This window comes from Pedobacter suwonensis (assembly GCF_007833675.1).
Taxonomy (GTDB): Bacteria; Bacteroidota; Bacteroidia; order Sphingobacteriales; family Sphingobacteriaceae; genus Pedobacter; species Pedobacter suwonensis.
Genome location: NZ_CP031708.1, coordinates 2,606,327 through 2,628,627 on the forward strand (window position 1 = coordinate 2,606,327; position 22,301 = coordinate 2,628,627).

A 22,301-nucleotide genomic window follows, 5' to 3' on the forward strand; every position below is an offset into this window, starting at 1 on the left:
TTAAGGTAAAAAGGGGTGATTTAAAAAATCACCCCTTTCAGCGGAGAGAGAGGGATTCGAACCCTCGATACCGTTGCCAGTATACAAACTTTCCAGGCTTGCTCTTTCGACCACTCAGACACCTCTCCGTATTGGACTGCAAAAGTAATTTTTTTATTCATATCTCCATAAAAATTAATGACAAGAAATTCGGTCTGATGAATTTATTCTTTTGTTAAGTTATATCCCGTTTAACCGCTTGTTTTTTTTAAAGCTGAAGTCGTATAAAACACATTGCAAATATTTCTCCACTGCGGTCGAAACGACGGTTCGCAAAAAAGACGGCTAGACTCCTTTAACGGACTTTCGCCGGACTTAAGCCGGGGTTTCGTCGGACTTATGACAATTCTACCCGACTAAAATCTAAATTAAATCCGTAGTATATCTTTTGATAAGGATAAGCGATTAGCCTGATGTTTAAAAGATCAGGCATAAAAAAAAAGGCGCCTCATTTAAAATGAAGCGCCTTGTAATAAATTATATATAATTAATCTATAACGGTAATTTTTAACATATTGGTTTTGCCTTTTGCTTCGATTGGAATAGCGGCGGTATTGATGATGATATCACCTTGTTTAACCAACTTTTTACTTTTCAAGAATTCGTTTACTTCAATAATGGTATTATCAGTACTTTCCCAATTATCATAGTAGAAACCTCTTACCCCCCAAAGCAAACTTACCGCATTTAATAATGCCCTGTTGCTGGTAAAAATAAAAGTTAGGGCTTCCGGACGGTGGCTTGAAATTTCGAAAGCAGTATAACCACTTAAAGTCATCGATACAATACCTACTGCATTGGTCTGTTTCGCTAAGAAACAAGCCGAATCACAAATCGCATCGCTTAAGAAAGAAGGTGATTTTGGTTTTAAAAACTTATCAGGATGGAAAGGATAATTGTTCTCTTCAATGTTCTGAATAATTTTTTGCATGGTTTCGATCACAATCAGCGGAAATTCTCCAACTGAAGTTTCACCACTTAACATTACCGCATCAGCACCATCCAAAACAGAGTTAGCTACGTCATTTACCTCTGCACGTGTTGGACGTGGGGTTGTGATCATACTTTCCAGCATCTGGGTTGCTACAATTACCGGTTTAGAAGCTGCCCTACATTTCGCAACAATCATTTTCTGTAACAATGGAACTTCTTCCATCGGACATTCAACACCCAAATCGCCACGGGCAACCATAATACCATCAGTTACCGCAATAATTTCATCAATATTAGCAATAGCCTCTGGTTTTTCTATTTTAGCAATTACGCGGGCAGTTTTACCACGCTCAGCAATAATCTTTTTAAGTTCGATAATGTCTTCTGCCTTACGCACGAAAGATAAACCGATCCATTCTACATCGTTTTCCAGAACAAATTCTAAGTTTTCACGGTCTTCAGGAGTTAAAGAAGGAATAGAAACTTTAGTATTTGGCAGGTTAACACCTTTTCTGGAAGTTAAAATTCCACCATGAACAACTTCACAAACTACTTCATCTTTTAAATTGGTAGAAATCACTTTCATCTGAAGCTTTCCATCATCCAGAAGTATAATTTCGCCAGCCTGAACATCCTGAGGGAAGTTTTGGTAAGTAATGTAAATGCGTTCTTCGTTACCGATGCATTCGTTCGTTGTAATTACGGTAGTAGTTCCATTGATCAGGTTAATGCCGCCTTCTTTTACTAAACCAATACGGATTTTAGGCCCCTGTAAATCAGCAAGAATACCTACATTATACTCATATTTTTTATTCAAATCGCGGATGGTATCCAAAACCGCCTGGTGATCTGCCTGTGATCCGTGTGAAAAATTTAGACGGCAAACATCTAACCCTGCGTTAAACATACTATATAATACATCTGGTTTTGCTGATGCAGGCCCAAGCGTGGCAACAATTTTAGTTCTCGAATGAAAAGGTTTCATTTATTAATTGATTTTAGGAATGCAGTTTAAAGAAAGCACTAATTATTATCTAAAATAATCAAACTGCATTAAATTTTATATATTTTGTTTTTTAGTTCTTTGTTTGTAACTGCCAAATATAGTGTATTTAATACACCATGTGTATAATTTTTATATTACCAAATTTTCACGGCTCTTTAATTTCGTCGGATCTATCTTTGCAGCTACCTGTATATCAGGAAGTTTATTCAATCCATTAATTAAATAATCCAAATCTTCCTTATCAATAAATTCTTTAATAATGATAAAAAAATCTACCTTGCTCATCTCCGGAATCAGGAAGCCATCGCTGCTTTTATTGCAGATTAAATAGTATTCTACTTCACCCTGCTCTACAAAAAAGTAATATTTAGAAAAAGACCAGGCGGGTTCATCGATATTAAAAAATATTTCGTGGTCCTCTATTTTTTCAAACTGGGTATTTAACCGGGTATTAATTTTGTGGCAAAGCACATAGTCTTTTAGGGGTGCTGTGATCGCAATTAGTGTAAAATCAAGGTCTAAGGTAAGTTTTAGGTAAGTCTTATTCAAAGCGAAATAAATTATTTACAGAACGAAATTAAAAAACTAATTCTATATTCGCTGTGTTATTGAGGTACCAAAATTACGTATCGAAATAAAAACATTTGAAAATTGTAAGAATTTATTTTTCTTTGCACAGAATTATTTAACCATTAAATTATAAAATTATGTCTGATATTGCTTCAAGAGTTAAGGCTATTATCGTAGAAAAACTAGGTGTTGACGAAAGCGAAGTTACGCCAGAGGCTTCATTCACCAACGATTTAGGTGCAGATTCTTTAGATACCGTAGAATTGATTATGGAATTTGAAAAAGAATTCAATGTAGCTATTCCTGATGATCAGGCTGAAACCATCGGTACAGTTGGCCAGGCAATTGCTTATTTGGAAAAAAACGTTAAATAGAATTACGCTTTTTCAGTATAAATGGAATTAAAAAGAGTAGTAGTAACAGGGTTGGGTGCGCTCACTCCTATAGGCAATAATGTTCCCGATTTTTGGGAAGGGTTGACTAACGGGGTGAGTGGCGCTGCTCCTATTAAAGGTTTTGATACTGAAAAATTCAAAACCAAATTCGCATGCGAGGTTAAAAATTTTAATCCTGAAGACTTTTTGGAGAAAAAAGAAGCCCGCAAGCTAGATCCGTTTGTACAATATGCTCTTGTAGCAACAGATGAGGCTGTAAAAGATGGTGGTTTTGATTTTGAAAAATTAGATACCAACCGGATCGGCGTAATCTGGGGTGCAGGCATAGGTGGATTGAAAACTTTCCTGGATGAAATTTCAAATTTCGCCAAGGGAGATGGTACCCCAAGGTACAATCCATTCTTTATTCCTAAAATGATCGTAGATATTGCTCCAGGCCATATTTCGATAAAATATGGCCTGCGTGGGCCAAATTTTGCAACTGTTTCAGCATGTGCTTCTTCAACAAATGCCATGATTGATGCATTTAACTATATCCGTTTGGGTATGGCTGATGTCATTATCAGTGGCGGTTCAGAAGCAATCATCAATGAAGCAGGCATGGGTGGCTTTAATGCCATGCATGCATTATCAACACGTAATGAAGATCCTTCAACAGCATCGCGCCCTTTTGATAAAGACCGCGATGGCTTCGTAGCGGGTGAAGGTGCAGGAACCATTATCTTAGAAGAGCTTGAACACGCTAAAGCAAGAGGTGCAAAAATTTATGCAGAACTTGTTGGCGGTGGAATGAGTGCAGATGCCAATCACATCACAGCGCCACATCCAGAAGGTTTAGGCGCAAGAATGGTAATGAGCAATGCACTGAAAGACGCTGGTTTAACAACTGCTGATATAGATTATATCAATGTACACGGTACTTCTACACCACTGGGTGACATTAGCGAAACCAAAGCCATTGGTACATTGTTTGGTGATGATGCTTACCGTTTAAATATCAGCTCAACCAAATCGATGACTGGCCACCTTTTGGGTGCAGCCGGAGCTGTTGAGGCCATAGCGGCAATCCTTGCTGTTAAAAATGATATTGTTCCTCCAACAATCAATCATTTTACAGATGATCCTGCATTTGATCCTAAACTGAATTTTACTTTCAACAAAGCACAGAAACGTACTGTTAGAGCTGCTTTAAGTAATACATTCGGCTTTGGTGGCCACAATGCTTCTGTAATTTTCAAAAAATACGAAGATTAATTAAAACTGCGCTGGTATATAATTTTGTATGCTAATTAAAAATAGATAACTTAGTTAAATATGCTAATTAGCCGTTAATTGTGTTATTTATTTAATGCCGATATTAAAATTATATAAACTCTATCTTTCTCCTGAAAAGGAGTTTGTTAAAAAGCTGAAAAATATTTTAGGCTTTGTTCCGGGTAATGTTACGCTTTATAAAATGGCGTTCAGACATCGTTCTGCAGCAAAAATCTTAAAAAATGGAAGCAGGAGCAGCAATGAACGCTTAGAATTTCTAGGCGATGCTGTGTTAGGTTCAGTAATTGCAGAGCTACTTTTCAAACACTATCCCTACAAAGAAGAAGGTTTTTTAACCGAGATGCGCTCAAAAATCGTAAACCGGGCTAATTTAAACCAACTGGCAAAAAAAATTGGTTTTGATAAGCTTATCCAGTTTGATCAGCGTTCCGTTAGTATACAGACAAAACACAACTCAATGTTGGGCGACGCTTTTGAAGCTATTGTGGGTGCCATTTATATGGATAAAGGCTACAATTTTACCAAAGAGTTTTTATTGCGGAGAATTGTAAAACCCCATATCGATATCCATACCCTTGAACTCACGGAAACCAATTTTAAAAGTAAGTTAATTGAGTGGTGCCAGCGCCATGGTAAGGATGTATTGTTCGAACTGGCTGAAAACGGTGAAGGCGAAAGCACTAAATTATTTACCATCAGTGCAGTGGTAGAAGGCGAAAAAGTAGGTACCGGCAGAGATTATAACAAAAAAAATGCTGAAAAACTTGCTGCAGAAAAAGCTTGTGAGATGCTTAGTATTTAATAGTTCATCCGCTCACTGGTCATTTGTTCATCAGTAAAGGCAAACCGCTAACTGTATACTGTTTAATCGGTTAATTGTTGAAACTGGTTAACTGAAATCCAACCCTCAGATCATGAGTAACTGCAAACCTCTAACCGCTAACTGGAAACTGTATACTGTTTAATCGGTTAATTGTTGAAACTGGTTAAGTGAAATCCAAATCTCAGATCAGATCATAAGTAACTGCAAACCGCTCACTACAAACTGTATACTGCTTAATAGGTTAATTGTTGAAACTTTGTTAACTGAATCCAAACCTCAGATTAGATCTTGAGTAACTGCTAACCGCTAACTGCAAACTGTATACTGCCCGATCGGTTAATTGTTGAAACTGGTTAACTGAAATCAAAACCTCAGATCAGATCATGAGTAACTGCAAACCGCAAACTGTATACTGCCCGATCGGTTAATTGTTGAAACTTTGTTAACTGAATCCAAACCTCAGATCATGAGTAACTGCAAACCGCTAACCGCTAACTGCAAACTGTATACTGTTTAATTGGTTAATTGTTGAAACTGGTTAACTGAAAAATTCAAACCTCAGATCAGATCATGAGTAACTGCAAACCGCTAACTGGAAACTGAATACTGTTTAATCGGTTAATTGTTGAAACTGGTTAACTGAAATCCAAACCTCAGACTAGTTTATGACTAGCTGCAAACCGCTCACTGCAAACTGTATACTGCTTAATCGGTTAATTGTTGAAACTTTGTTAACTGAATCCAAACCTCAGACTAGTTTATGACTAGCTGCAAACCGCTCACTGCAAACTGTATACTGCTTAATCGGTTAATTGTTGAAACTTTGTTAACTGAATCCAAACCTCAGATTAGATCATGAGTAACTGCAAACGGCAAGCCGCTAACTGCAAACTGCTTAACGGACTCCAGACTAAAGACTCCTGACTAAGGACTAAACTACTTCCCCTTCCCAAGCGTATCTGTAAATTTTTTCGAAGATTCTTTAATATACTTGATGTAATCGTAACTGTTCCAGTACTGCGCTTTATTAAATTCAGGACGACAATTGAGCATGTATCTTTCTAAGGTATCGCCTCTTAATTCAGTATTATTTTTAATGATGCTTTGATTAAAGTATACATCGATCTGCGATTGTTTAATCTCATTATCCGCATACCGGCTAAATCTCCGGGCATTTTTAGGGTCAGTTCCAAAGAGGTTATAAAGTGCATTTAAAGGACTAAATATAGCCGACAGGAACGTAGTTTTACCGCCATTGTATACACCCTTATTCTTAAACTCCTGCTTAATCTCATTCAGGTCTTGCTGTTTTGTATTGCCCCGAATGGTTACATCGGCCAATGTGGTACTTCCTCTAACCAGATAAACGACCAGGTCCTTTTCACTGCTTACCGCTACGCGCTGATCAATCAGGTCCCTTTTAGTTACCAAAAGTGTATCACCAATTCTGGCTTTCAGTTGAAACATCCCAATATCATTACTGCCAACACCGATACCGGTACGCAAATTCGTAATCTCCGATAATGCAATTCTAACATTTGAGCCTTTCTCGATAACCACACCTCTCACAATAAAGTCTTGCGCTTTTGCCACAAAGCCGATTAAGGTAAAAACAAAGATTATGAAGGCAGATTTAACGTTTCTCATGTTATGCTAATTTGTGTGCGTTAAAGTATCGGTGTATTTCTTAGCCGACTCTTTAATGTATTTAACCGCATCATAATTGCTCCAATTAATGGTCATGCTGCGTGTTGGGTAATAATCGAGCAGAAATTTGTCGAGGTCTTTCCCTGTTAATGTTGTATTGTCTGCAACCAGGTTTTTATTAAAAAACTTGTCTACTTCGATCAAACTTAACTCCTTTTTGTAATAACGGCTAAATTTACGTGCTCTTGCCGGTGTTTTCCCAAAAAGCTCATAAAAAAATGTTATCGGGCTGCCACCAAGCGGATTTAATAAAATTAATGGTGGTTTACCAGCAAAGAAAGAGCCGTTATGTTTCAAATCCCGCTTAATTTCTTCCATTTCCTGCTTTTTGGTCTGCCCTTTAACCGTCACTTCTGCCAGCATAGTGCTGCCCTTAACCAAAAAAACAACCAGGTCATCAGCTGTTTTAACAACTACTTTTTGATCATTTAAGTTTTTTTTCTGGATAAAAAGCGTATCACCGACTCTGGCATTTAACTGGAACATGCCGATATCGTTGCTGCTTGCACCCATTTTACTTCGGATATTGGTTATCGCTGCTAAAGCAACACGCACATTAGAACCTTTTTCAATCACCACTCCTTTTAGCAAAAAATCCTGGGCGTTGAGTTTTATACCTTTTATTAAAATGATGAATAAAAGAATAATCTTCAAATGCTTCATTGTTTAAAACTGGCAAATTAAATGATCAGATAGCGTGGCTTAGGTTCTATATCAACAGTGATTAAGCTTTTGTTTTTTTACGCATCATTCTACACCTTGGTCAGAAAATCATAAGCTTTATAAAAAAAGTTTGAAAGCCATCCTATTTACAACAAGTTGTAAAAATAAGATTTGTTAAGCATGCAAACTGTTAAATAAACGTTAATCCTATGAAAAAACTAATGGCATTTTTAGCACAGGAATAGAAGTCCCGTACCAAATGGGCAATAGCCCTTGCCAAAAGCAGTAGCACTTTTTGCTTGAACCTGATTGAAATGAAAAACTGCAGCGTAGCAAGGACATGTAATGGCGAGCAGGGCTTCACTAGCCGAAGAAATACTGAACGCTGTTTTTATAATCATAAAGCTATTTTATCTGATAAGCTATAATTCTAGCCCCTTAACCATTATTATTTCTCCTTTCGGCTTAAAACCCTATCTTTGCGCATGATAAAATCCATGACAGGATACGGCTTAGCAACAGCCGATTATGCAAACGCAAAGTATAGTGTCGAAATCAAATCACTCAACAGTAAATTCCTGGAGCTGAATTTAAAATACCCAAAGGCATTTTCAGATAAGGAGCTGATTCTACGCAATATCTGCAGCAAAGATATAGAGCGCGGAAAGGTAAGTTTAAGCATCACGATAGAACGCACTAACGGCGAGGTTACAGGTGCTACTATTAACACCGCTTTATTGGGTCATTACTACCAGCAACTTGTTGCTGTTAATAACGAATTGGGTGCTGATAGCAGTAATTTATTGCAAACAGCCTTAACTTTTCCTGATGTAATTAGTTACAAGGAAGAAAGTGTTAGCGAAGATGAGTGGAACCAGCTGTACCAGATTTTTACCGAAGCCCTGGCCAACTTCAACCAATTCAGGGAAGATGAAGGCGCTGTTTTGAAGGCAGATCTGGAACTGCGGATTAAAAATATCCTGTCGTACTTTAAATCGGTGGAAGAACTGGAGCCTAAAAGGATTACAGCCATCCGCGATAAATTTAACCAGTTTTTAGAAGATGCAGTAGGTAAGGTAAATATTGATCAAAACCGTTTTGAACAGGAATTGATCTACTACATCGATAAAATTGATATTACCGAAGAAAAAACACGTTTAAAAAGCCATTGCGATTATTTCTTGCAGACTCTGGCAAGCAAAGAAGCAAACGGCAAAAAAATGGGTTTCATTTCGCAAGAAATAGGTAGAGAAATCAATACCATGGGCGCTAAAGCGAATGATGCTCAGATGCAGCAGTTTGTGGTAGGAATGAAAGAAGAATTAGAAAAGATAAAAGAACAGTTACTGAATGTGTTGTAGTGTTAGGCGGAAAGCGGTAAACGCTTACTGCCAGACGCCAATCGCAAAACTTTTAAAAGCATGCAAGGCAAATTAATCATATTTTCAGCACCATCAGGAGCAGGTAAAACCACCATAGTACATCATTTATTAAAGAAGTTTCCTGAACTGAGCTTTTCCATTTCTGCAACTACCAGAGAATTGAGAGGTGATGAAACACATGAAAACGATTATTATTTTATTACCAAGGAAGAATTTTTACACAAAGTTGCCCACCAGGAGTTTGTAGAGTTTGAAGAAGTATATAACGGCACCTTTTACGGAACACTACGCTCAGAAATAGAGCGCATCTGGAATGAAGGCAAACACGTTATTTTCGATATCGATGTTGAAGGCGGCATCCGTTTAAAAAGAAAGTATGAAAATGATGCCTTGGCTATTTTCGTTCAGCCGCCATCATTAGAGGTATTAAAGGAACGTTTAAGCGGCCGCGGAACCGACAGCCCTGAAAAATTACAGGAACGTTTTATCAAAGCCGAAAAAGAATTGCTTTATGCAGATAAGTTTGATGTGATCTTAAAAAATTACGATTTAGCCACCGCTTGCGCAGAAGCAGAGCAATTGGTCGGGGATTTCTTGAAGAAATAGTTTTCCTAAGCGTGTAGAAATCCTTATATTTGATTGATGACTGATATTCAATTGTATAGCCAAATATCTTCATTGCCTTCAGACCTGAAGAAGCAAGTATCTGAGTTTGTCTCATCCTTAAAGAAAAAATCGAAAGCCAGTAAAAAACTGAAAGAAAGACAATTTGGCTATGCCAAAGATTTCTTTAAAATGTCTGCCGATTTTGATGAACCATTAGAAGACTTTAAAGATTATATGTAATGCAGTTTCTGTTAGATACGCATACATTTATCTGGTTTATAAATGGAGATTCATCTTTGCCGAATGAGTTAATTGATGAAATTAAGAATCTAAAAAATCAATGTTTTATCAGTATTGCCAGTATTTGGGAAATTGCGATCAAATGCAAACTAAATAAACTTTCATTAAATGCTGACTTCGATAGAATTTTAGATTTTCTGGATCAGAATCAAATAGAAATATTACCAATTTCATTTGATCATATTGTTAAATTAAACGAATTAGATTTTCATCATCGTGATCCATTTGACAGGATTTTGATCGCTCAAGGAATCTCAGAAGATTTAACTATTTTGACAAAAGACCAAAATTTCAGCTTTTATAAGATTAAAATACGCTGGTAAACTAATAATATAAATAAATCCGTCATTGCGAACCGAGCGATGAAAAAGGCGCACAAAGCCGAAGCAATCTTTTTTTTAAAATAACTACTTCGGCTACGTTTGTACTGATGACAAATATATACTGAAAACCGCAAACATGAAAACTGGTCTTTTCTTCGGTTCTTACAACCCTATCCATACCGGGCATTTAATTATCGCCAATTATATGGCGAACCACACGGCACTTGATGAAGTATGGCTGGTGCTTTCTCCACACAATCCTTTAAAAGACAAAAGTGGCTTGACCAACATGTACGATCGCTTGGAAATGGCCAAATTAGCTACCGAAACCGCAGAACATATCCGCGTTAGTGATATCGAATTTGCATTACCACAGCCTTCTTATACCATTGATACGCTAACCTATCTCCATGAAAAATATCCTGAGAAAGAATTTGTACTGATCATGGGCGCTGATAATCTCGTTTCTTTTAAAAAATGGAAGAACTATGAGGTGTTACTCAAAAACTATCATATCTATGTTTATCCCCGTCCGGGAGCAGATGTGGACGCATGGAAAAACCACCCCTCCATCACTTTTACAAACACTCCCTTAATGGAAATTTCATCAACCTTTATCCGAAAAGCCATCAAAGAGAAAAAAAATATACAGTTTTTCCTGCCTGATAAAGTAATTGACTTTATTGAGGGCAAGGGAATGTACAGATCTTAATCTGCAGGATATTTTTTTAAAACCTACTGTATTAAATTCGTTAATTGGACGGGTTTTTGTTCAATACGGCTTTGGTTTATTAATTTAGCTAACTGATCCAAAAAATAAGTGAAAAAAAATCTTTTTATCCTCATTGCCCTATGCGGAGTTGCATTTTCGGGCAGCGCACAACAAAAATCCTATTTAGAAATGTTAGCCAATCAACCAAAATGGGTCGATTCGGTTTTTAATAAATTAAACCGCAGAGAGCGTATTGCACAGATGTTTTTTGTACGTGCTCATACCAACCTGGGTCAAAAATATACCGACTCGGTTGGCCAGGTAATTAAACGCGAACAATTGGGCGGAGTGATCTTTTTTCAGGGTGGACCGGGCAGGCAAGCCATTGCCACCAATGCCTATCAGAAACTGAGCAGGGTACCGCTTATTGTGGCAAACGACGGGGAATGGGGCTTGGGTATGCGCTTAGACAGTACCATCTCTTATCCTTACCAAATGACTTTAGGTGCCATCCAAAATAAGGAGCTATTGTATAAAATGGGCTTGGAAATAGCTAAAGACTATAAGCGACTGGGGATGCAGATGAACCTAGCTCCTGATGCGGATATTAACAATAATCCTAAAAACCCGGTAATTAACTACCGTTCTTTCGGCGAAAACAAATATAATGTGACGAGTAAAGTTGCATCCTATATGAAAGGTATGCAGGATGGAGGTTTATTAACGACGTTGAAACACTTCCCCGGTCATGGCGATACCGATGTTGATTCACATTATGATTTACCGCAGCTTACTTTCTCTGCTACACGTTTGGATACCTTAGAAATGTATCCATTTAAAGAACTGATCAAACAAGGCGCGTCCGGAGTAATGATTGCCCACATGAACATCCCCTCTTTAGATAATACTCCAAATGTACCATCTACACTCTCTAAGCCTATTGTTACTGGTATTTTAAAGCAGAAATTAGGCTTTAAAGGGCTGATTATTTCAGATGCGATGGATATGAAAGGGGTAGTAAAATACTTTAAAAATGGCGAAGCTGATCTGATGGGGATTATTGCAGGTAATGACATCATAGAACTTTCTGAAAACAGTGATAGAGCCATTAAGTTGGTACGTAAAGCGGTAAGACATGATCGTGTAAGTATGGCTGAGATTGACCAAAGCGTGCGGAAGATCCTAACTGCAAAATACTGGGCGGGTTTAGCTAAACGCGATACGATTGTAACCCAAGGTATTGTTGCAGGTGTAAACCGCAATTCGAGCAGTGCTTTAGTGCAGGAACTGGCAAATGCATCAGTAACTTTGCTCAAAGGTAAAGATTATATTAAACGCCTTATCCCTATCAGGAGAACAGCGATTATCAGTATTGGTGTACCATCTGTAACTACCTTTCAGAAAGAGATATCGAAAGGTTATTACAACTCTGTTTATTATGTTTTGGACAAAGACGCCGGTGCAGCTCAAATTTCAAACATCGCTCGTGAAATCAGTGCATTTGACCAGGTAATTGTAGGCATTCATGATAGCAGGTCAAGGCCTGCAAATAATATACAGCTGAATGCAGGTGTTAAGAATTTTATTAAAGAATTATCGACCAAAAATGCTGTTTTTGCCTTGTTTGCAAATCCGTATAACTTGGCTGGCTTGTCCGGGTTAGAAAATAGCAAAGGTTTGGTAGTTGCCTATCAAAAAGAAGATTACATGCAGATTTCGGCTGCTGCAGTAATTAACAACCGCTTGGTACCTACGGGTAAGTTACCCGTGAGTGTGGCTCCATATTATAAATTTGGGGATGGGCTTTAGCTTTACGCTGCCCACAAAATATCATATTTTTTGTTACTGGGATAACTATTGTATAAAATCAATATGAGTGACAGATAAATTTTATTTGGTAATATCATTCGATCGATCTTCATTCCTAGCTTGATCGGGAACCACAAAGTGCTCATGAATGCTATTGAATAAAAAACATTCATGAATAATCTTAATGCGAGGGCGTTAAGATTCCCACATACTCGGGATGCGATAGCTAGCGATCGGGTGACGACCTTTCTATTGGATTTATGTCATTGATAGCTTATCCAGCGACTATTTAAGTCATTTCAATAAGTTCAATGCGACCTACCTATCAATTTAGCTATTTCTTAACCAACTCAATCTGAAAAATGTGTGGCCATTTTTTACCAGCTACAAAAAGCCTTTTACCAGCCTTATCGTAAGCAATTCCGTTTAATACATTGTTATTTTTTTCATCATCAGTTTTAAAGTAATCGGCTGGCAACAGTCCTGATAAATCGATCTTGCTTTCAACAGCTCCTGTTTCAGGGTTAATGATCATGATTTCATTCGTCGTATATACATTTGCATAAATCTTACCATCAATCACTTCAAGTTCGTTCAGATTTTGGATAGGGCCCTTATTATCGAAAACATCAATCGAACCAATTTTTTGATAGGTATCCTTATCCAGGAAAAAGATCGTGTTGGAACCATCGGTATTCAATACCTTCTCCCCGTCAAAGGCCAAACCCCAGCCCTCTCTTCCTGTAGTGTAAGAAAATTCCGATAATTTTTTGAAGGTAGCCCTATCGTATATAAAACCTACTTTCTCGCGATAGGTTAACTGAATAATCTTATTTCCGATTACGGTCATGCCTTCGCCAAAATACTGTTTATCTAAATCTGTTTTCTGAAGAATTTTCCCTGTAGCAGGATCTACCTTGCGCAAGCTCGAGTGACCATAATCTCCTGCACTTTCGTAAAAGAAGCCATCATGGTATTCTAAACCCTCAACATAAGAAGCGGTATCATGAGGCAGGCTCCTGATTACTTTATAAGTATATTCTGCAGGTGCCTGGCCTGCTAATACATTTATATTTGATGTGATATCTTCTGATTTCCCTTCACCAAATACTTTAGCTGTTAACAGGTGATTACCCAGTTTCAGACCGTTAGTTTTAAGTTTAAGGGCCAAAGTATCGGTTTTTGAAGCAACTTTGACGGTATCGATCAAATACACTACTGAATCTACTTTCTGATCAGCTCCAAACAGCACTTTCACATCAAATTCATTCCCCGATGGTACATTAAGACCGGTTAATGGAGAAACAAAGCTACGGTAGGTTGTAGTAGCACTTTCTTTACAGGCAGTTACCAATGCAAGTGCAGATCCAACAAATATGAAATTTTTAATATGGTTAATCTTCAGGCCAAAACGCATCTTCTATATGGTTTAAGTTATAAGTCTTATTTTTTGTAAAGGTAATCGCAATAATATCAAAACGGATATCATTTTGATGATTCATGATTTCAATATAGGCATTAGCCGCCAATTCCATCTGAATTTGTTTCGATTTTTGTACAAATTCTTCTGGTTCGCCAAAAGCGATAGAGCTACGGAATTTAACTTCTACAAAAATCATAATACCATTTTTATAAACAATTAAATCTACTTCGGCTTTACCATGCGTCCAGTTTTCATCTAAAATTTCATAGCCCTGATCTTCCAGATATTGTTTCGCAATCCTTTCTCCTGCTCTGCCTAAATCGTTATGAAGCGCCATAAATAATTATTTAATGATCGATTTTTCACTGAACAACCTTCGTGCTGGAAAAACCGTAATTTCTAGTAGTGTGCAAGCCAGTCGCCAACCACAAATTGCCCAACGAAGTTATATCTGTTTACATAGATCTCTCCATTTCGCTATGCTTCAGTCGAGATGACGAAATCTCTACAGGACTCCAATCATTTATAATCTACTTTACGATAACAGAGCCTAAAAACTTTGAGATTTCCCTTTCTACACCTTTAATCACGCCGTAGCGCTGCATTAAAATCATTTGGTTATCCTCATTCTTTTCCTCTTTAATTTCTTTCAACAGGTTCATTAATATCTTCTCCACCTTCCGTTTTTTGAGGTGAAAAATACCGCCCAAAATGGTTGCTTTCAAATTCATCGATTCATCTTTAACATAGATAAGATGTTTATTTAACCAGTTTTCACTTAAAGCATACTCGGAAGTGGAAAGCGTAATTGCAAGATCGGCAATATCCCGGTCTTCATGTTTAACGAAGTGGTTCGCAGTTGGTAATCTGCCGTTGTCAATTTCAGATTTATAATGGTCAATAATTCTCTTGCAAAGCGGATCATCAAATTCTACATCGCTCAGGTTCTGCATGATGAATGGACCGATGTACATATCATCAATTTTATCCCAGTTTACAAATTCATGCCCGAAAGCCAGTAACAAGCGAACAATTTCCTTTTCCTGATACTCTTCTTCTTTAGCTGGCTCTTGCGGCTCGTAACCCATTGGGCCGGCACTATCATCCCATAAATCATCGGGCGGACCAAGCGGTTCTGGGGGACCTGAAGTATATGGTTTCGGATTTGAGGAAGGAGCTGCACGATGATTACCCTCAAAACTTTTTTTAAGTTTTGCCGAACGCATCTTATTAAGTTCGCTCAGCAGAATATGTTCTTCTATTTCGAGCAGGCTACTACTCTCGCGGATAAAAACCGAAGCTTTAATCGGATCAGGAATTTTAGCTATACTTTCTACAATATCGCGGATAATACCTGCACGTTTGATTGGATCTGTACCGGCATCCTTGAGCAGCACATTCGCTTTGTATAAAATAAAATCTTTTCTATTCTGCTCCAGATAGGTTCTAAATGCTCCGGCACCTACGTGATGCATATAAGAATCAGGGTCATGACCATCCGGAAAGGAAACAATCTTCACGTTCAGTCCTTCTTCCAAAATCATATCTAAACCACGGAGCGAAGCTTTAATTCCCGCAGCGTCGCCATCAAAAAGAATGGTGATATTTTGTGTAAAACGGCCGATCAGTTTAATCTGCTCTACCGTTAAGGAAGTACCCGAAGAGGCTACTACGTTTTCTACGCCAGCCTGGTGAACAGAAAGTACATCAGCATAACCTTCGGCCAGGTAGCAGTTATCTAAATCTCGGATGGCTTTTTTGGCATGGAATAAACCATAAAGCACATTCGATTTGTGGTAAATTTCGCTTTCAGGAGAATTTACGTATTTAGGTACATTTTTATCTGTTTTTAGGGTTCTGCCCCCAAAACCAATAATCCTACCGGTAAAGTTATGGATGGGAAACATCACACGGCCGCGGAAACGGTCGTAAATTTTCCCATTATCATTTTTGATTGATAAGCCGGTGGCTTCTAAAAATTCCAACTTATGGCCCGCATGGGTTGCGCTTTGTGTCATCGCATCCCAAACATCGGGAGAATAACCCACCTCGAATTTTTTTAAGATATCTTCCCTAAAACCACGCTCTTTAAAATAGCTCAGGCCTATGCCCCTGCCCTCGTCTGTTTCCCAAAGCTGTTTTACGAAAAACGTAGCAGCATACTGAGATACGATGTAGAGGCTTTCTTTGGCACTCTGGGCTTCGGCAGCTTCAGGAGAAAGTTCGGTCTCCTCTACTTCTATGTTGTATTTATTGGCTAAAAACTTAAGTGCTTCCGGATATGAATATTTTTCATGATCCATAATAAAGCGCACCGAATCGCCCCCTTTACCGCAGCCAAAACATTTATAAATCCCTTTGGTTACAGATACGTGGAAAGACGGTGTTTTTTCGCCATGGAAAGGGCAATTACCAATTAAACTGGTTCCACGTTTTTTTAAATGCACAAAATCCCCAACTACCTCCTCAATACGGGCGGTATCCATTATCTTATCTATTGTTTCGCGGTTTATCATACCCACACCCCTGAAGGGGCTTTACCTTTCATTTAATATAAACTCTATTTCCCGATTCTTGATGAAGAACCGCCCCATTTAACCACAAAGATAACAGAGAAAAAACACAAAGCACACAGAGAAAATTTCTTTGTGTGCTTTGCGAAATACTTAGCGAACTTTGCGGTTTGGAAACCTGTTACTTCACCAAAGGCAAAAGCTGATCCGCTACCAATTTATTCCCGGTTTCGCTTAAGTGCACCCGATCAACGGTTAAAATACCTTTCTCTTTATCTTCCGGATTATTTTTTGCTTCATAATCTGCAAAAACCTTCCTCAAATCGCATACAGGAAGATTGTTTTTTGCGGCCAATGTCCTGATTCCTTCGGCATATTTATTCAGATCGGCATCCAGTTCATTGGTACCATCTTTTTTCTCACCAACAACTGACGGCGTAACCAATACCACTTTACTGCCCACACCCTGAATTTTATTGATCAAAGCCTGATAAAATTTCAAATATTTATCATAATCCGTTCCCGTATGAGAAGATTGTTTATGCCACACATCATTAATGCCTACATAAATCACCACTAAATCCGGCTTTTTGTTTAATACATCATCTTCTAAACGCAGGTAAAGGTCATAAACTTTATTGCCACCGATACCAGCGCCTATCACATCATATTTGGTTGAATCGAGCGACTTTTTGATCAGCGTTACATATCCGTTTTTTGAAACACCCTGCTGGGTAATTGAATCGCCGAAAAAGATAATGCGTTTAGGTTTAAATGTCATTGAGGTTAAAACAATTAAGCAAAAGCTTAGTAAAATACTCGTTTTTATTACTGTTTTCATCGTGTATAATTGGTTAGGTTATTTATTATCGGTCTTTTTAAAATCCAGGTCCTGAAAATCGAAACTAAAATCAGTTAATGGGGAAATGGCCTCAATTTTGAAACCATCGGCCCGAGCATTGTTATCTAAGCTAAAATTAACAAAGGCATCAGCATCCAAACTTCTGTCGTACCATTTCACAATAAAAGTATTGCCCTTATAGTAAGTCATATCGCCCTTTAATTTAGGTGAATTTTTAGCCTGGAAATGCATTTTACCATTTACTTCACTAATGCTTACTTCGCCAAACCAGGCGTCGCGGAAAGTTCCATAATAGTTTTTGGCATCAGGTTTTGAAGCCGCTAATTTTTGCTGTACAGCAATATCGCTCCAAACCCTGGCAACCATCTCATTTGCTTGTTTTTCGTTTCTTAACCTGTTATCATTGTAAGTTTTAATCCTATCCTGACCTTTAATACCTAAATAACCATCTTTGATTGAATTGGTAATGGCATTGAAAGCGGCTCCGGATTGCTGATTGGTTAATACAATGATACCCAATTTCAGTTCGGGCAAAATGGTAACTTGTGTTACGATTCCTGAAAGGCCACCGGTATGTGTAGCCTGAAAATTACCGTTCACATTACTCAAAAACCAGCCTAAACCATAACTGCTAAAAGCTGCCGGATTACCGCCGGCAATAATAGTTTGCGGGGTCCAGAGTTCTCTTGCCACAGCAGGACTGAATAATTTTTTATCAAGGTTCTCTCCATATTTACCACCGTTGATCATCGCCAATACCCACTTGCTCATATCGGTAACATTTGAGTAAATCCCTCCTGCGGCATTAGCAATTTCGCCGAAGCTTAATCCTACAGGAAGCAGTTTACCTTCATAAGGTGCATGACCATCAATTACATTTGATTTATCTTTTAAACGGTACCATGAAGCAGCCGTTTTACTCATACCTAATGGTTTAATGATCCTGCTTTCAATAAAATCCTCATAGGTAATACCTGAAACTCTTGCCACAGCTTCGCCGGCAACAATATACATCAGGTTGTCGTAATCGTATTTGGTACGGAAGGATGAAACCGGTTTTAAGTACCGTAAATTGTGAATGAGTTGTTTTTTATCCACAGTTGATGAATCAGGCCAGATCATTAAATCGCCTGCGCCTAAACCTAAACCACTGCGGTGTGTAAGCAAATCGCGGATAGTAAACTCACTGGTTACGTAAGCATCGTACATTTTAAACTCAGGAATGACATCGGTCACTTTTGTATCCCAGGTAATCTTCTTTTCATCAACAAGCATACCTAAAGCAGCTGCCGTAAAGGCTTTTGTATTGGATGCTACACCAAAAAGGGTATGCTCATCAACTTTCTTATTGGTTTTGACCGAGCTTATCCCATACCCCTTTAAATGTATAATTTTACCATCTTTTATAACGGAAACTGCAATTCCGGGAACGTTAAAGGTAGTCAATGTTTTTTCTACAACACTATCGATCTGCTTTGATGTGAGTACCTGTGCCTGCAGGTGAACAGCACAAAACAATAAGAAAATGGTTGATATTTTAAATCTAAAAGCTGAAAAAATTTGCATGAATATGAGCTTAAATAATCTTTTAAAGATACTAAATCTTTTTATGCGATAGTAAATTGAGGACAGGTGATCAAAGAAAATAAATCTTCCAGCTTTTTATAAAACCTCGTTTAAAGGTTTCTCCATTTCGCTGTGCTCCAGTCGAAATGACGTCCAATTTTAAGCAGCTGATTCAGTAACCTGTTTTGATAAATTTTATATTGACAATCCTGATTTAGATATCTCGGAGATAGCTTATTTTAAGTTATTACTTAGCTTTTTCGAGTTTATAATCTTTGTGTACGATTAAAAAGCTTGCTCTTTCTTCTTTTTTGAAAGGATAATCCCAGTTACCCTGATAAGTAATTTTGGTCGGCAATTTATCCTCTCCGAAATAGCCCATTTCTATATTCATCTGCACATCAAAATCAAATAGCATATTGCTGTATTTCATGTCAACATACCGGCCCAGGATATTAAAATTACGCTTATCAAAAATTGTAACCAGTTCTTTGATCATGATCCCATCTTTGGTCCATTTGCTTAAATCAGGTTTAACAGAAACTTTAAAACGATACACCGGGATGGAATCGAGATAAGTACCGCTTGTGAAACCATAATCATAATATTGGCGCATATTGGCCGAAAATATCTCCGTTTTACTACCGATGAACGGCACTTTTATCGGACGGCCAGGATTAAAAATTAAGGTTTTCAGTTTATCTTTATAACTTTCGTTTGTTCCTCCTTTTCCATCAGGCTTGGGTGCATTGGGTACAAAATCGGTGTTATAAGCATTCATAAAAATGTAATCAAACATTTCTACGGTATACAACTGGTATTTCCCGTTTCTTTTATAAATTTTTCCGGTATCCTGTTTTACCAGATATTCCATTTTGTAGGGGCCGCTATTGTTATGGCGGATTTTCCGGTAAATTTTTCCATCTACCTTATTCTTCTTATCGTAACTGTAAATCCTGTTTTCAGCAATGAAAGTATAACGTTTCATATCTCTGAATGATTGATAAAATGAAGTATCATACATCACTTTTCTGATAAAGGTTTCTACATTCAACTTCTCAGCCTTGATATTTACAGCCGAATCGAGTACGATGGTTTTAATTGTATCCGGGTTAAAGCGGTTGATTTCCTGAGCAAAACCCTGGCGAAAGAAGGGGATGAATAATAAAAGCAGAAATATCTTTTTCATGTGTAATGGATAATGTTAGTGGAAGATGGGTGATGGAAAATGGGCGACGGAACTTAAATTCCCATCATCCATCTTACCTGTTTACATCTTCCATACTAATTTCCCAGTTGTTTTAAAGCAATGTAAGCCATTAATCCGGTTGATATTTTCAAGGCATCCTCATCCACATCAAATCTTGGCGTATGTACCGAGTATTGGGTGTCTTTAGCTGCGTTCCCAGTACCTAAACGATAAAAACAGGCATCTGTTACCTGTGAATAAAAAGAAAAATCTTCAGCAGCCATCCAGATATCTAAATCAACCACATTTTCTTTCCCCAAATAATCTTCTGCAAAGGCTTTTGCATTTGCGGTTAGTTTTTCTTCATTGATTAAAAACGGATAGCCCCTATGGATATCGAAATTGCAGCTTCCGCCCATGCTTTCGGCAATCCCTTCGGCCATTTTTTTCATGCGTTTGTGCGCTTCATCTCTCCAGTTTTCATCCAATGTTCTGAATGTACCTTCAATTTTAACCTCATTCGGGATAATATTGGTTGCACCATTGGCTGTAACTTTACCAAAAGACAGCACCGATGGAATACGTGGATCGGCATTGCGACTCACAATCTGTTGCAGAGCAATAATGATATGCGAAGCGATTAAAACCGGATCGATGTTTTGATGTGGCTGTGCGCCATGCCCGCCTTTTCCGGTTACGGTAACATAAAGTTCATCAGTCGAGGCCATGTAAATACCTGAGCGGAAACCCACTTTACCGGCATCAATTAATGGCATTACATGCTGGCCAATAATATGTTGCGGCTTTGGATTTTCGAGTACACCTTCTTTAATCATAATGCTTGCCCCACCTGGCAGAAGTTCTTCAGCAGGCTGAAAAATCAGTTTGATGGTTCCGCCGAAATCATCTTTCATTTGATTCAGGATATAAGCTGTTCCCAAAAGCGAAGAAGTATGCACATCATGTCCGCAGGCATGCATTACACCATGATTCTTGGATTTATAAGGTTTGTCGTTTGCTTCATGGATGGGTAACGCATCCATATCAGCACGCAAAGCAATAATTTTATCAGATGGCTGGTTGCCTTTAATTAACCCTACCACACCCGTATTGGCACAGTCGGTATATTCAATTCCCCATTTTTTTAATTTATCCTTGATGAACAGTGATGTTTCGAACTCTTTAAAAGATAATTCGGGATTGGCATGAATATGTTGACGATAACCTACTACATCGTTAAAAATGTGAGCGGCAAGTTCCTTTACTTTATTTTTGATCATTGGTTGTTGTGGTGTCTAAAGTTGGTGCATTTATTTTTTCCCTGAAAATAAATAATGTAGGGAAGGTTGGTCTCAGCTCGTTAATCAGTCGTTGAGCTTCTAAACGGCTTCTAAAGTCGCCCACACGAACATAATAGTTGGGTTCTTTGTAAGTAAGGTAGGTATTTAACTGAGGATACATTCCTTTAAAACGTGCCTGCTGGTTAAAAACTTCGCGCCGGTCTGAGCCGTAAAAAATCTGTACGCGGTAGCCATAGGATGAAACGATCGGTTTGCCAGGTTTTACCTCACCTGAAGTTTTATAAACCTCTAGCCGTTTGGCAATCAAACTATCAATTAAAGGGTCTTTTATAACAGTTACTTCGCCTTTCTGTGCAAAAGCAGTTATGGTAAGAAACAAACAGGATATAAAAGTAAATGTTGTTTTCATGAGTAAAATAATTGGCATTTAATGGGCAGATATATCGCCTCCATCTTCTTAACAACAAGAATGCCGAAATCGTTGCAAAAATCGGCATTCTTTATGGGTTAAGCAAATCGGTTATTATTTGGGAGATTTTGACTCGTCATTTCGAGCGAAACGTAGTGAAGTCGAGAAATCTTTTAAAATAGATAATCAGCTAAGTGTAATTCAAAGATTTCTCCATTCCGCTGCCGAAGAAAAATCTGCAGCTTCAGTCGAAATGACGACCAATTTATGTGATGACAACAATAAAAAAGAGGCTGTATCAAAATAACAGATTCAGAGCTGGCAAAAGAATTAAATTTAGCGGTATCGTCATGCTCAGCTTGACTAGGCATCTTAATGATTTGGCAGGGACTTACTTGTTGCCATTCCATCGTATTAAGATTCCCGTTTTCACGGGAATGACGACCTCTCAAAATATTATTCTGCCAAAAATCTTCAAAATCATTTCTGATACAG

Annotated in this window: 21 protein-coding genes and 1 tRNA gene; 9 read left to right on the forward strand and 13 right to left on the reverse strand. The window is 38.0% G+C overall.

Annotation, left to right across the window (positions count from 1 at the left end; all coding sequences use genetic code 11):
- Nucleotides 1-41: 41 nt before the first annotated feature.
- The 3 genes from DV942_RS10515 to DV942_RS10525 form a co-directional block, all read right to left on the reverse strand.
- Nucleotides 42-128: transfer RNA gene (locus DV942_RS10515), tRNA-Ser, on the reverse strand.
- 398 nt (nucleotides 129-526) lie between these two features.
- Complete coding sequence (gene pyk / locus DV942_RS10520; RefSeq protein WP_090984242.1) at nucleotides 527-1,957, reverse strand: pyruvate kinase; 1,431 nt, start codon at nucleotides 1,955-1,957, stop codon at nucleotides 527-529.
- A 150-nt stretch (nucleotides 1,958-2,107) separates the two neighbouring features.
- Nucleotides 2,108-2,527, reverse strand: coding sequence for an IPExxxVDY family protein (locus tag DV942_RS10525; RefSeq protein ID WP_090984244.1), 420 nt, complete (start codon nucleotides 2,525-2,527; stop codon nucleotides 2,108-2,110).
- A 158-nt stretch (nucleotides 2,528-2,685) separates the two neighbouring features.
- Here DV942_RS10525 and DV942_RS10530 point away from each other — a divergent pair, with 158 nt between their 5' ends.
- From DV942_RS10530 to rnc, 3 genes are all read left to right on the forward strand, one after another.
- The gene (locus tag DV942_RS10530) at nucleotides 2,686-2,922 is read left to right on the forward strand and encodes an acyl carrier protein (RefSeq protein ID WP_008508386.1); all 237 of its coding nucleotides are present in this window, start codon (nucleotides 2,686-2,688) and stop codon (nucleotides 2,920-2,922) included.
- 21 nt (nucleotides 2,923-2,943) lie between these two features.
- On the forward strand, nucleotides 2,944-4,197 hold the full coding sequence (fabF, locus tag DV942_RS10535) for a beta-ketoacyl-ACP synthase II (RefSeq protein WP_145857361.1): 1,254 nt from the start codon (nucleotides 2,944-2,946) through the stop codon (nucleotides 4,195-4,197).
- Between the two features lie 94 nt (nucleotides 4,198-4,291).
- The gene (gene rnc / locus DV942_RS10540; protein ID WP_090984249.1) at nucleotides 4,292-5,020 is read left to right on the forward strand and encodes a ribonuclease III; all 729 of its coding nucleotides are present in this window, start codon (nucleotides 4,292-4,294) and stop codon (nucleotides 5,018-5,020) included.
- A 957-nt stretch (nucleotides 5,021-5,977) separates the two neighbouring features.
- Here the strand turns inward: rnc and DV942_RS10545 are convergent.
- Both DV942_RS10545 and DV942_RS10550 read right to left on the reverse strand, forming a co-directional pair.
- Entirely contained in the window at nucleotides 5,978-6,688 is a 711-nt protein-coding gene (locus DV942_RS10545) for a hypothetical protein (protein ID WP_090984251.1), read from the reverse strand.
- A gap of 6 nt (nucleotides 6,689-6,694) precedes the next feature.
- A complete protein-coding gene (locus DV942_RS10550; protein WP_145857363.1) occupies nucleotides 6,695-7,411 on the reverse strand; it encodes a hypothetical protein in 717 nt (238 codons plus the stop codon).
- 497 nt (nucleotides 7,412-7,908) lie between these two features.
- Here DV942_RS10550 and DV942_RS10555 point away from each other — a divergent pair, with 497 nt between their 5' ends.
- The 6 genes from DV942_RS10555 to DV942_RS10580 all read left to right on the forward strand — a co-directional run bounded on the left by DV942_RS10555 (nucleotide 7,909) and on the right by DV942_RS10580 (nucleotide 12,543).
- On the forward strand, nucleotides 7,909-8,772 hold the full coding sequence (locus DV942_RS10555; RefSeq protein WP_090984255.1) for a YicC/YloC family endoribonuclease: 864 nt from the start codon (nucleotides 7,909-7,911) through the stop codon (nucleotides 8,770-8,772).
- 60 nt (nucleotides 8,773-8,832) lie between these two features.
- Nucleotides 8,833-9,399, forward strand: coding sequence for a guanylate kinase (gene gmk, locus DV942_RS10560; protein WP_145857365.1), 567 nt, complete (start codon nucleotides 8,833-8,835; stop codon nucleotides 9,397-9,399).
- A 36-nt stretch (nucleotides 9,400-9,435) separates the two neighbouring features.
- Nucleotides 9,436-9,639 (forward strand): type II toxin-antitoxin system VapB family antitoxin, encoded by a 204-nt coding sequence (vapB, locus tag DV942_RS10565; RefSeq protein WP_145857367.1) that lies wholly within the window; start codon nucleotides 9,436-9,438, stop codon nucleotides 9,637-9,639.
- Nucleotides 9,639-10,022, forward strand: coding sequence for a type II toxin-antitoxin system VapC family toxin (locus DV942_RS10570; RefSeq protein ID WP_145857370.1), 384 nt, complete (start codon nucleotides 9,639-9,641; stop codon nucleotides 10,020-10,022). Before vapB ends, DV942_RS10570 begins: the two co-directional genes overlap by 1 nt.
- Before the next feature lie 136 nt (nucleotides 10,023-10,158).
- Nucleotides 10,159-10,734, forward strand: a complete 576-nt coding sequence (nadD, locus tag DV942_RS10575; RefSeq protein ID WP_145857372.1) for a nicotinate (nicotinamide) nucleotide adenylyltransferase — start codon at nucleotides 10,159-10,161, stop codon at nucleotides 10,732-10,734.
- Nucleotides 10,735-10,923: 189 nt separating this feature from the next.
- Entirely contained in the window at nucleotides 10,924-12,543 is a 1,620-nt protein-coding gene (locus DV942_RS10580; protein WP_403001967.1) for a glycoside hydrolase family 3 protein, read from the forward strand.
- Between the two features lie 334 nt (nucleotides 12,544-12,877).
- On the opposite strand, the gene DV942_RS10585 is transcribed toward DV942_RS10580, so the two are convergent.
- From DV942_RS10585 to DV942_RS10620, 8 genes are all read right to left on the reverse strand, one after another.
- Nucleotides 12,878-13,960, reverse strand: coding sequence for a glutaminyl-peptide cyclotransferase (locus DV942_RS10585; protein WP_145857376.1), 1,083 nt, complete (start codon nucleotides 13,958-13,960; stop codon nucleotides 12,878-12,880).
- Nucleotides 13,938-14,303, reverse strand: coding sequence for a YraN family protein (locus DV942_RS10590; protein ID WP_145857378.1), 366 nt, complete (start codon nucleotides 14,301-14,303; stop codon nucleotides 13,938-13,940). Before DV942_RS10590 ends, DV942_RS10585 begins: the two co-directional genes overlap by 23 nt.
- Nucleotides 14,304-14,496: 193 nt before the next feature.
- Nucleotides 14,497-16,482, reverse strand: a complete 1,986-nt coding sequence (dnaG, locus tag DV942_RS10595; protein ID WP_145857380.1) for a DNA primase — start codon at nucleotides 16,480-16,482, stop codon at nucleotides 14,497-14,499.
- 178 nt (nucleotides 16,483-16,660) lie between these two features.
- Nucleotides 16,661-17,320, reverse strand: coding sequence for an SGNH/GDSL hydrolase family protein (locus tag DV942_RS10600; protein ID WP_145857382.1), 660 nt, complete (start codon nucleotides 17,318-17,320; stop codon nucleotides 16,661-16,663).
- An 18-nt stretch (nucleotides 17,321-17,338) separates the two neighbouring features.
- Nucleotides 17,339-18,907: a serine hydrolase gene (locus tag DV942_RS10605; RefSeq protein WP_145857384.1), complete on the reverse strand. Its 1,569-nt coding sequence runs from the start codon at nucleotides 18,905-18,907 to the stop codon at nucleotides 17,339-17,341.
- A gap of 247 nt (nucleotides 18,908-19,154) precedes the next feature.
- Entirely contained in the window at nucleotides 19,155-20,096 is a 942-nt protein-coding gene (locus tag DV942_RS10610) for a hypothetical protein (RefSeq protein WP_145857386.1), read from the reverse strand.
- 95 nt (nucleotides 20,097-20,191) lie between these two features.
- A complete protein-coding gene (locus DV942_RS10615) occupies nucleotides 20,192-21,376 on the reverse strand; it encodes a M20 metallopeptidase family protein (RefSeq protein WP_145857389.1) in 1,185 nt (394 codons plus the stop codon).
- Nucleotides 21,363-21,806 carry an SPOR domain-containing protein gene (locus DV942_RS10620; protein ID WP_145857391.1) on the reverse strand — a complete coding sequence of 148 codons (444 nt, stop codon included), beginning with the start codon at nucleotides 21,804-21,806 and terminating at the stop codon, nucleotides 21,363-21,365. The genes DV942_RS10615 and DV942_RS10620 overlap by 14 nt, the downstream gene beginning before the upstream one ends.
- Between the last annotated feature and the right edge of the window lie 495 nt (nucleotides 21,807-22,301).

Bases quoted from the DNA above. Each gene is read 5' to 3' on its own strand.
- rnc (WP_090984249.1), top strand. From the start codon at position 4,292: ATGCCGATATTAAAATTATATAAACTCTATCTTTCTCCTGAAAAGGAG.
- DV942_RS10530 (WP_008508386.1), top strand. From the start codon at position 2,686: ATGTCTGATATTGCTTCAAGAGTTAAGGCTATTATCGTAGAAAAACTA.
- DV942_RS10570 (WP_145857370.1), top strand. From the start codon at position 9,639: ATGCAGTTTCTGTTAGATACGCATACATTTATCTGGTTTATAAATGGA.
- fabF (WP_145857361.1), top strand. From the start codon at position 2,944: ATGGAATTAAAAAGAGTAGTAGTAACAGGGTTGGGTGCGCTCACTCCT.
- DV942_RS10580 (WP_403001967.1), top strand. From the start codon at position 10,924: ATGTTAGCCAATCAACCAAAATGGGTCGATTCGGTTTTTAATAAATTA.
- nadD (WP_145857372.1), top strand. From the start codon at position 10,159: ATGAAAACTGGTCTTTTCTTCGGTTCTTACAACCCTATCCATACCGGG.
- DV942_RS10610 (WP_145857386.1), bottom strand. From the start codon at position 20,096: ATGAAAAAGATATTTCTGCTTTTATTATTCATCCCCTTCTTTCGCCAG.
- DV942_RS10620 (WP_145857391.1), bottom strand. From the start codon at position 21,806: ATGAAAACAACATTTACTTTTATATCCTGTTTGTTTCTTACCATAACT.
- DV942_RS10545 (WP_090984251.1), bottom strand. From the start codon at position 6,688: ATGAGAAACGTTAAATCTGCCTTCATAATCTTTGTTTTTACCTTAATC.
- DV942_RS10605 (WP_145857384.1), bottom strand. From the start codon at position 18,907: ATGCAAATTTTTTCAGCTTTTAGATTTAAAATATCAACCATTTTCTTA.
- DV942_RS10600 (WP_145857382.1), bottom strand. From the start codon at position 17,320: ATGAAAACAGTAATAAAAACGAGTATTTTACTAAGCTTTTGCTTAATT.
- DV942_RS10590 (WP_145857378.1), bottom strand. From the start codon at position 14,303: ATGGCGCTTCATAACGATTTAGGCAGAGCAGGAGAAAGGATTGCGAAA.
- pyk (WP_090984242.1), bottom strand. From the start codon at position 1,957: ATGAAACCTTTTCATTCGAGAACTAAAATTGTTGCCACGCTTGGGCCT.
- DV942_RS10615 (WP_145857389.1), bottom strand. From the start codon at position 21,376: ATGATCAAAAATAAAGTAAAGGAACTTGCCGCTCACATTTTTAACGAT.
- dnaG (WP_145857380.1), bottom strand. From the start codon at position 16,482: ATGATAAACCGCGAAACAATAGATAAGATAATGGATACCGCCCGTATT.
- vapB (WP_145857367.1), top strand. From the start codon at position 9,436: ATGACTGATATTCAATTGTATAGCCAAATATCTTCATTGCCTTCAGAC.
- DV942_RS10550 (WP_145857363.1), bottom strand. From the start codon at position 7,411: ATGAAGCATTTGAAGATTATTCTTTTATTCATCATTTTAATAAAAGGT.
- gmk (WP_145857365.1), top strand. From the start codon at position 8,833: ATGCAAGGCAAATTAATCATATTTTCAGCACCATCAGGAGCAGGTAAA.
- DV942_RS10585 (WP_145857376.1), bottom strand. From the start codon at position 13,960: ATGCGTTTTGGCCTGAAGATTAACCATATTAAAAATTTCATATTTGTT.
- DV942_RS10555 (WP_090984255.1), top strand. From the start codon at position 7,909: ATGACAGGATACGGCTTAGCAACAGCCGATTATGCAAACGCAAAGTAT.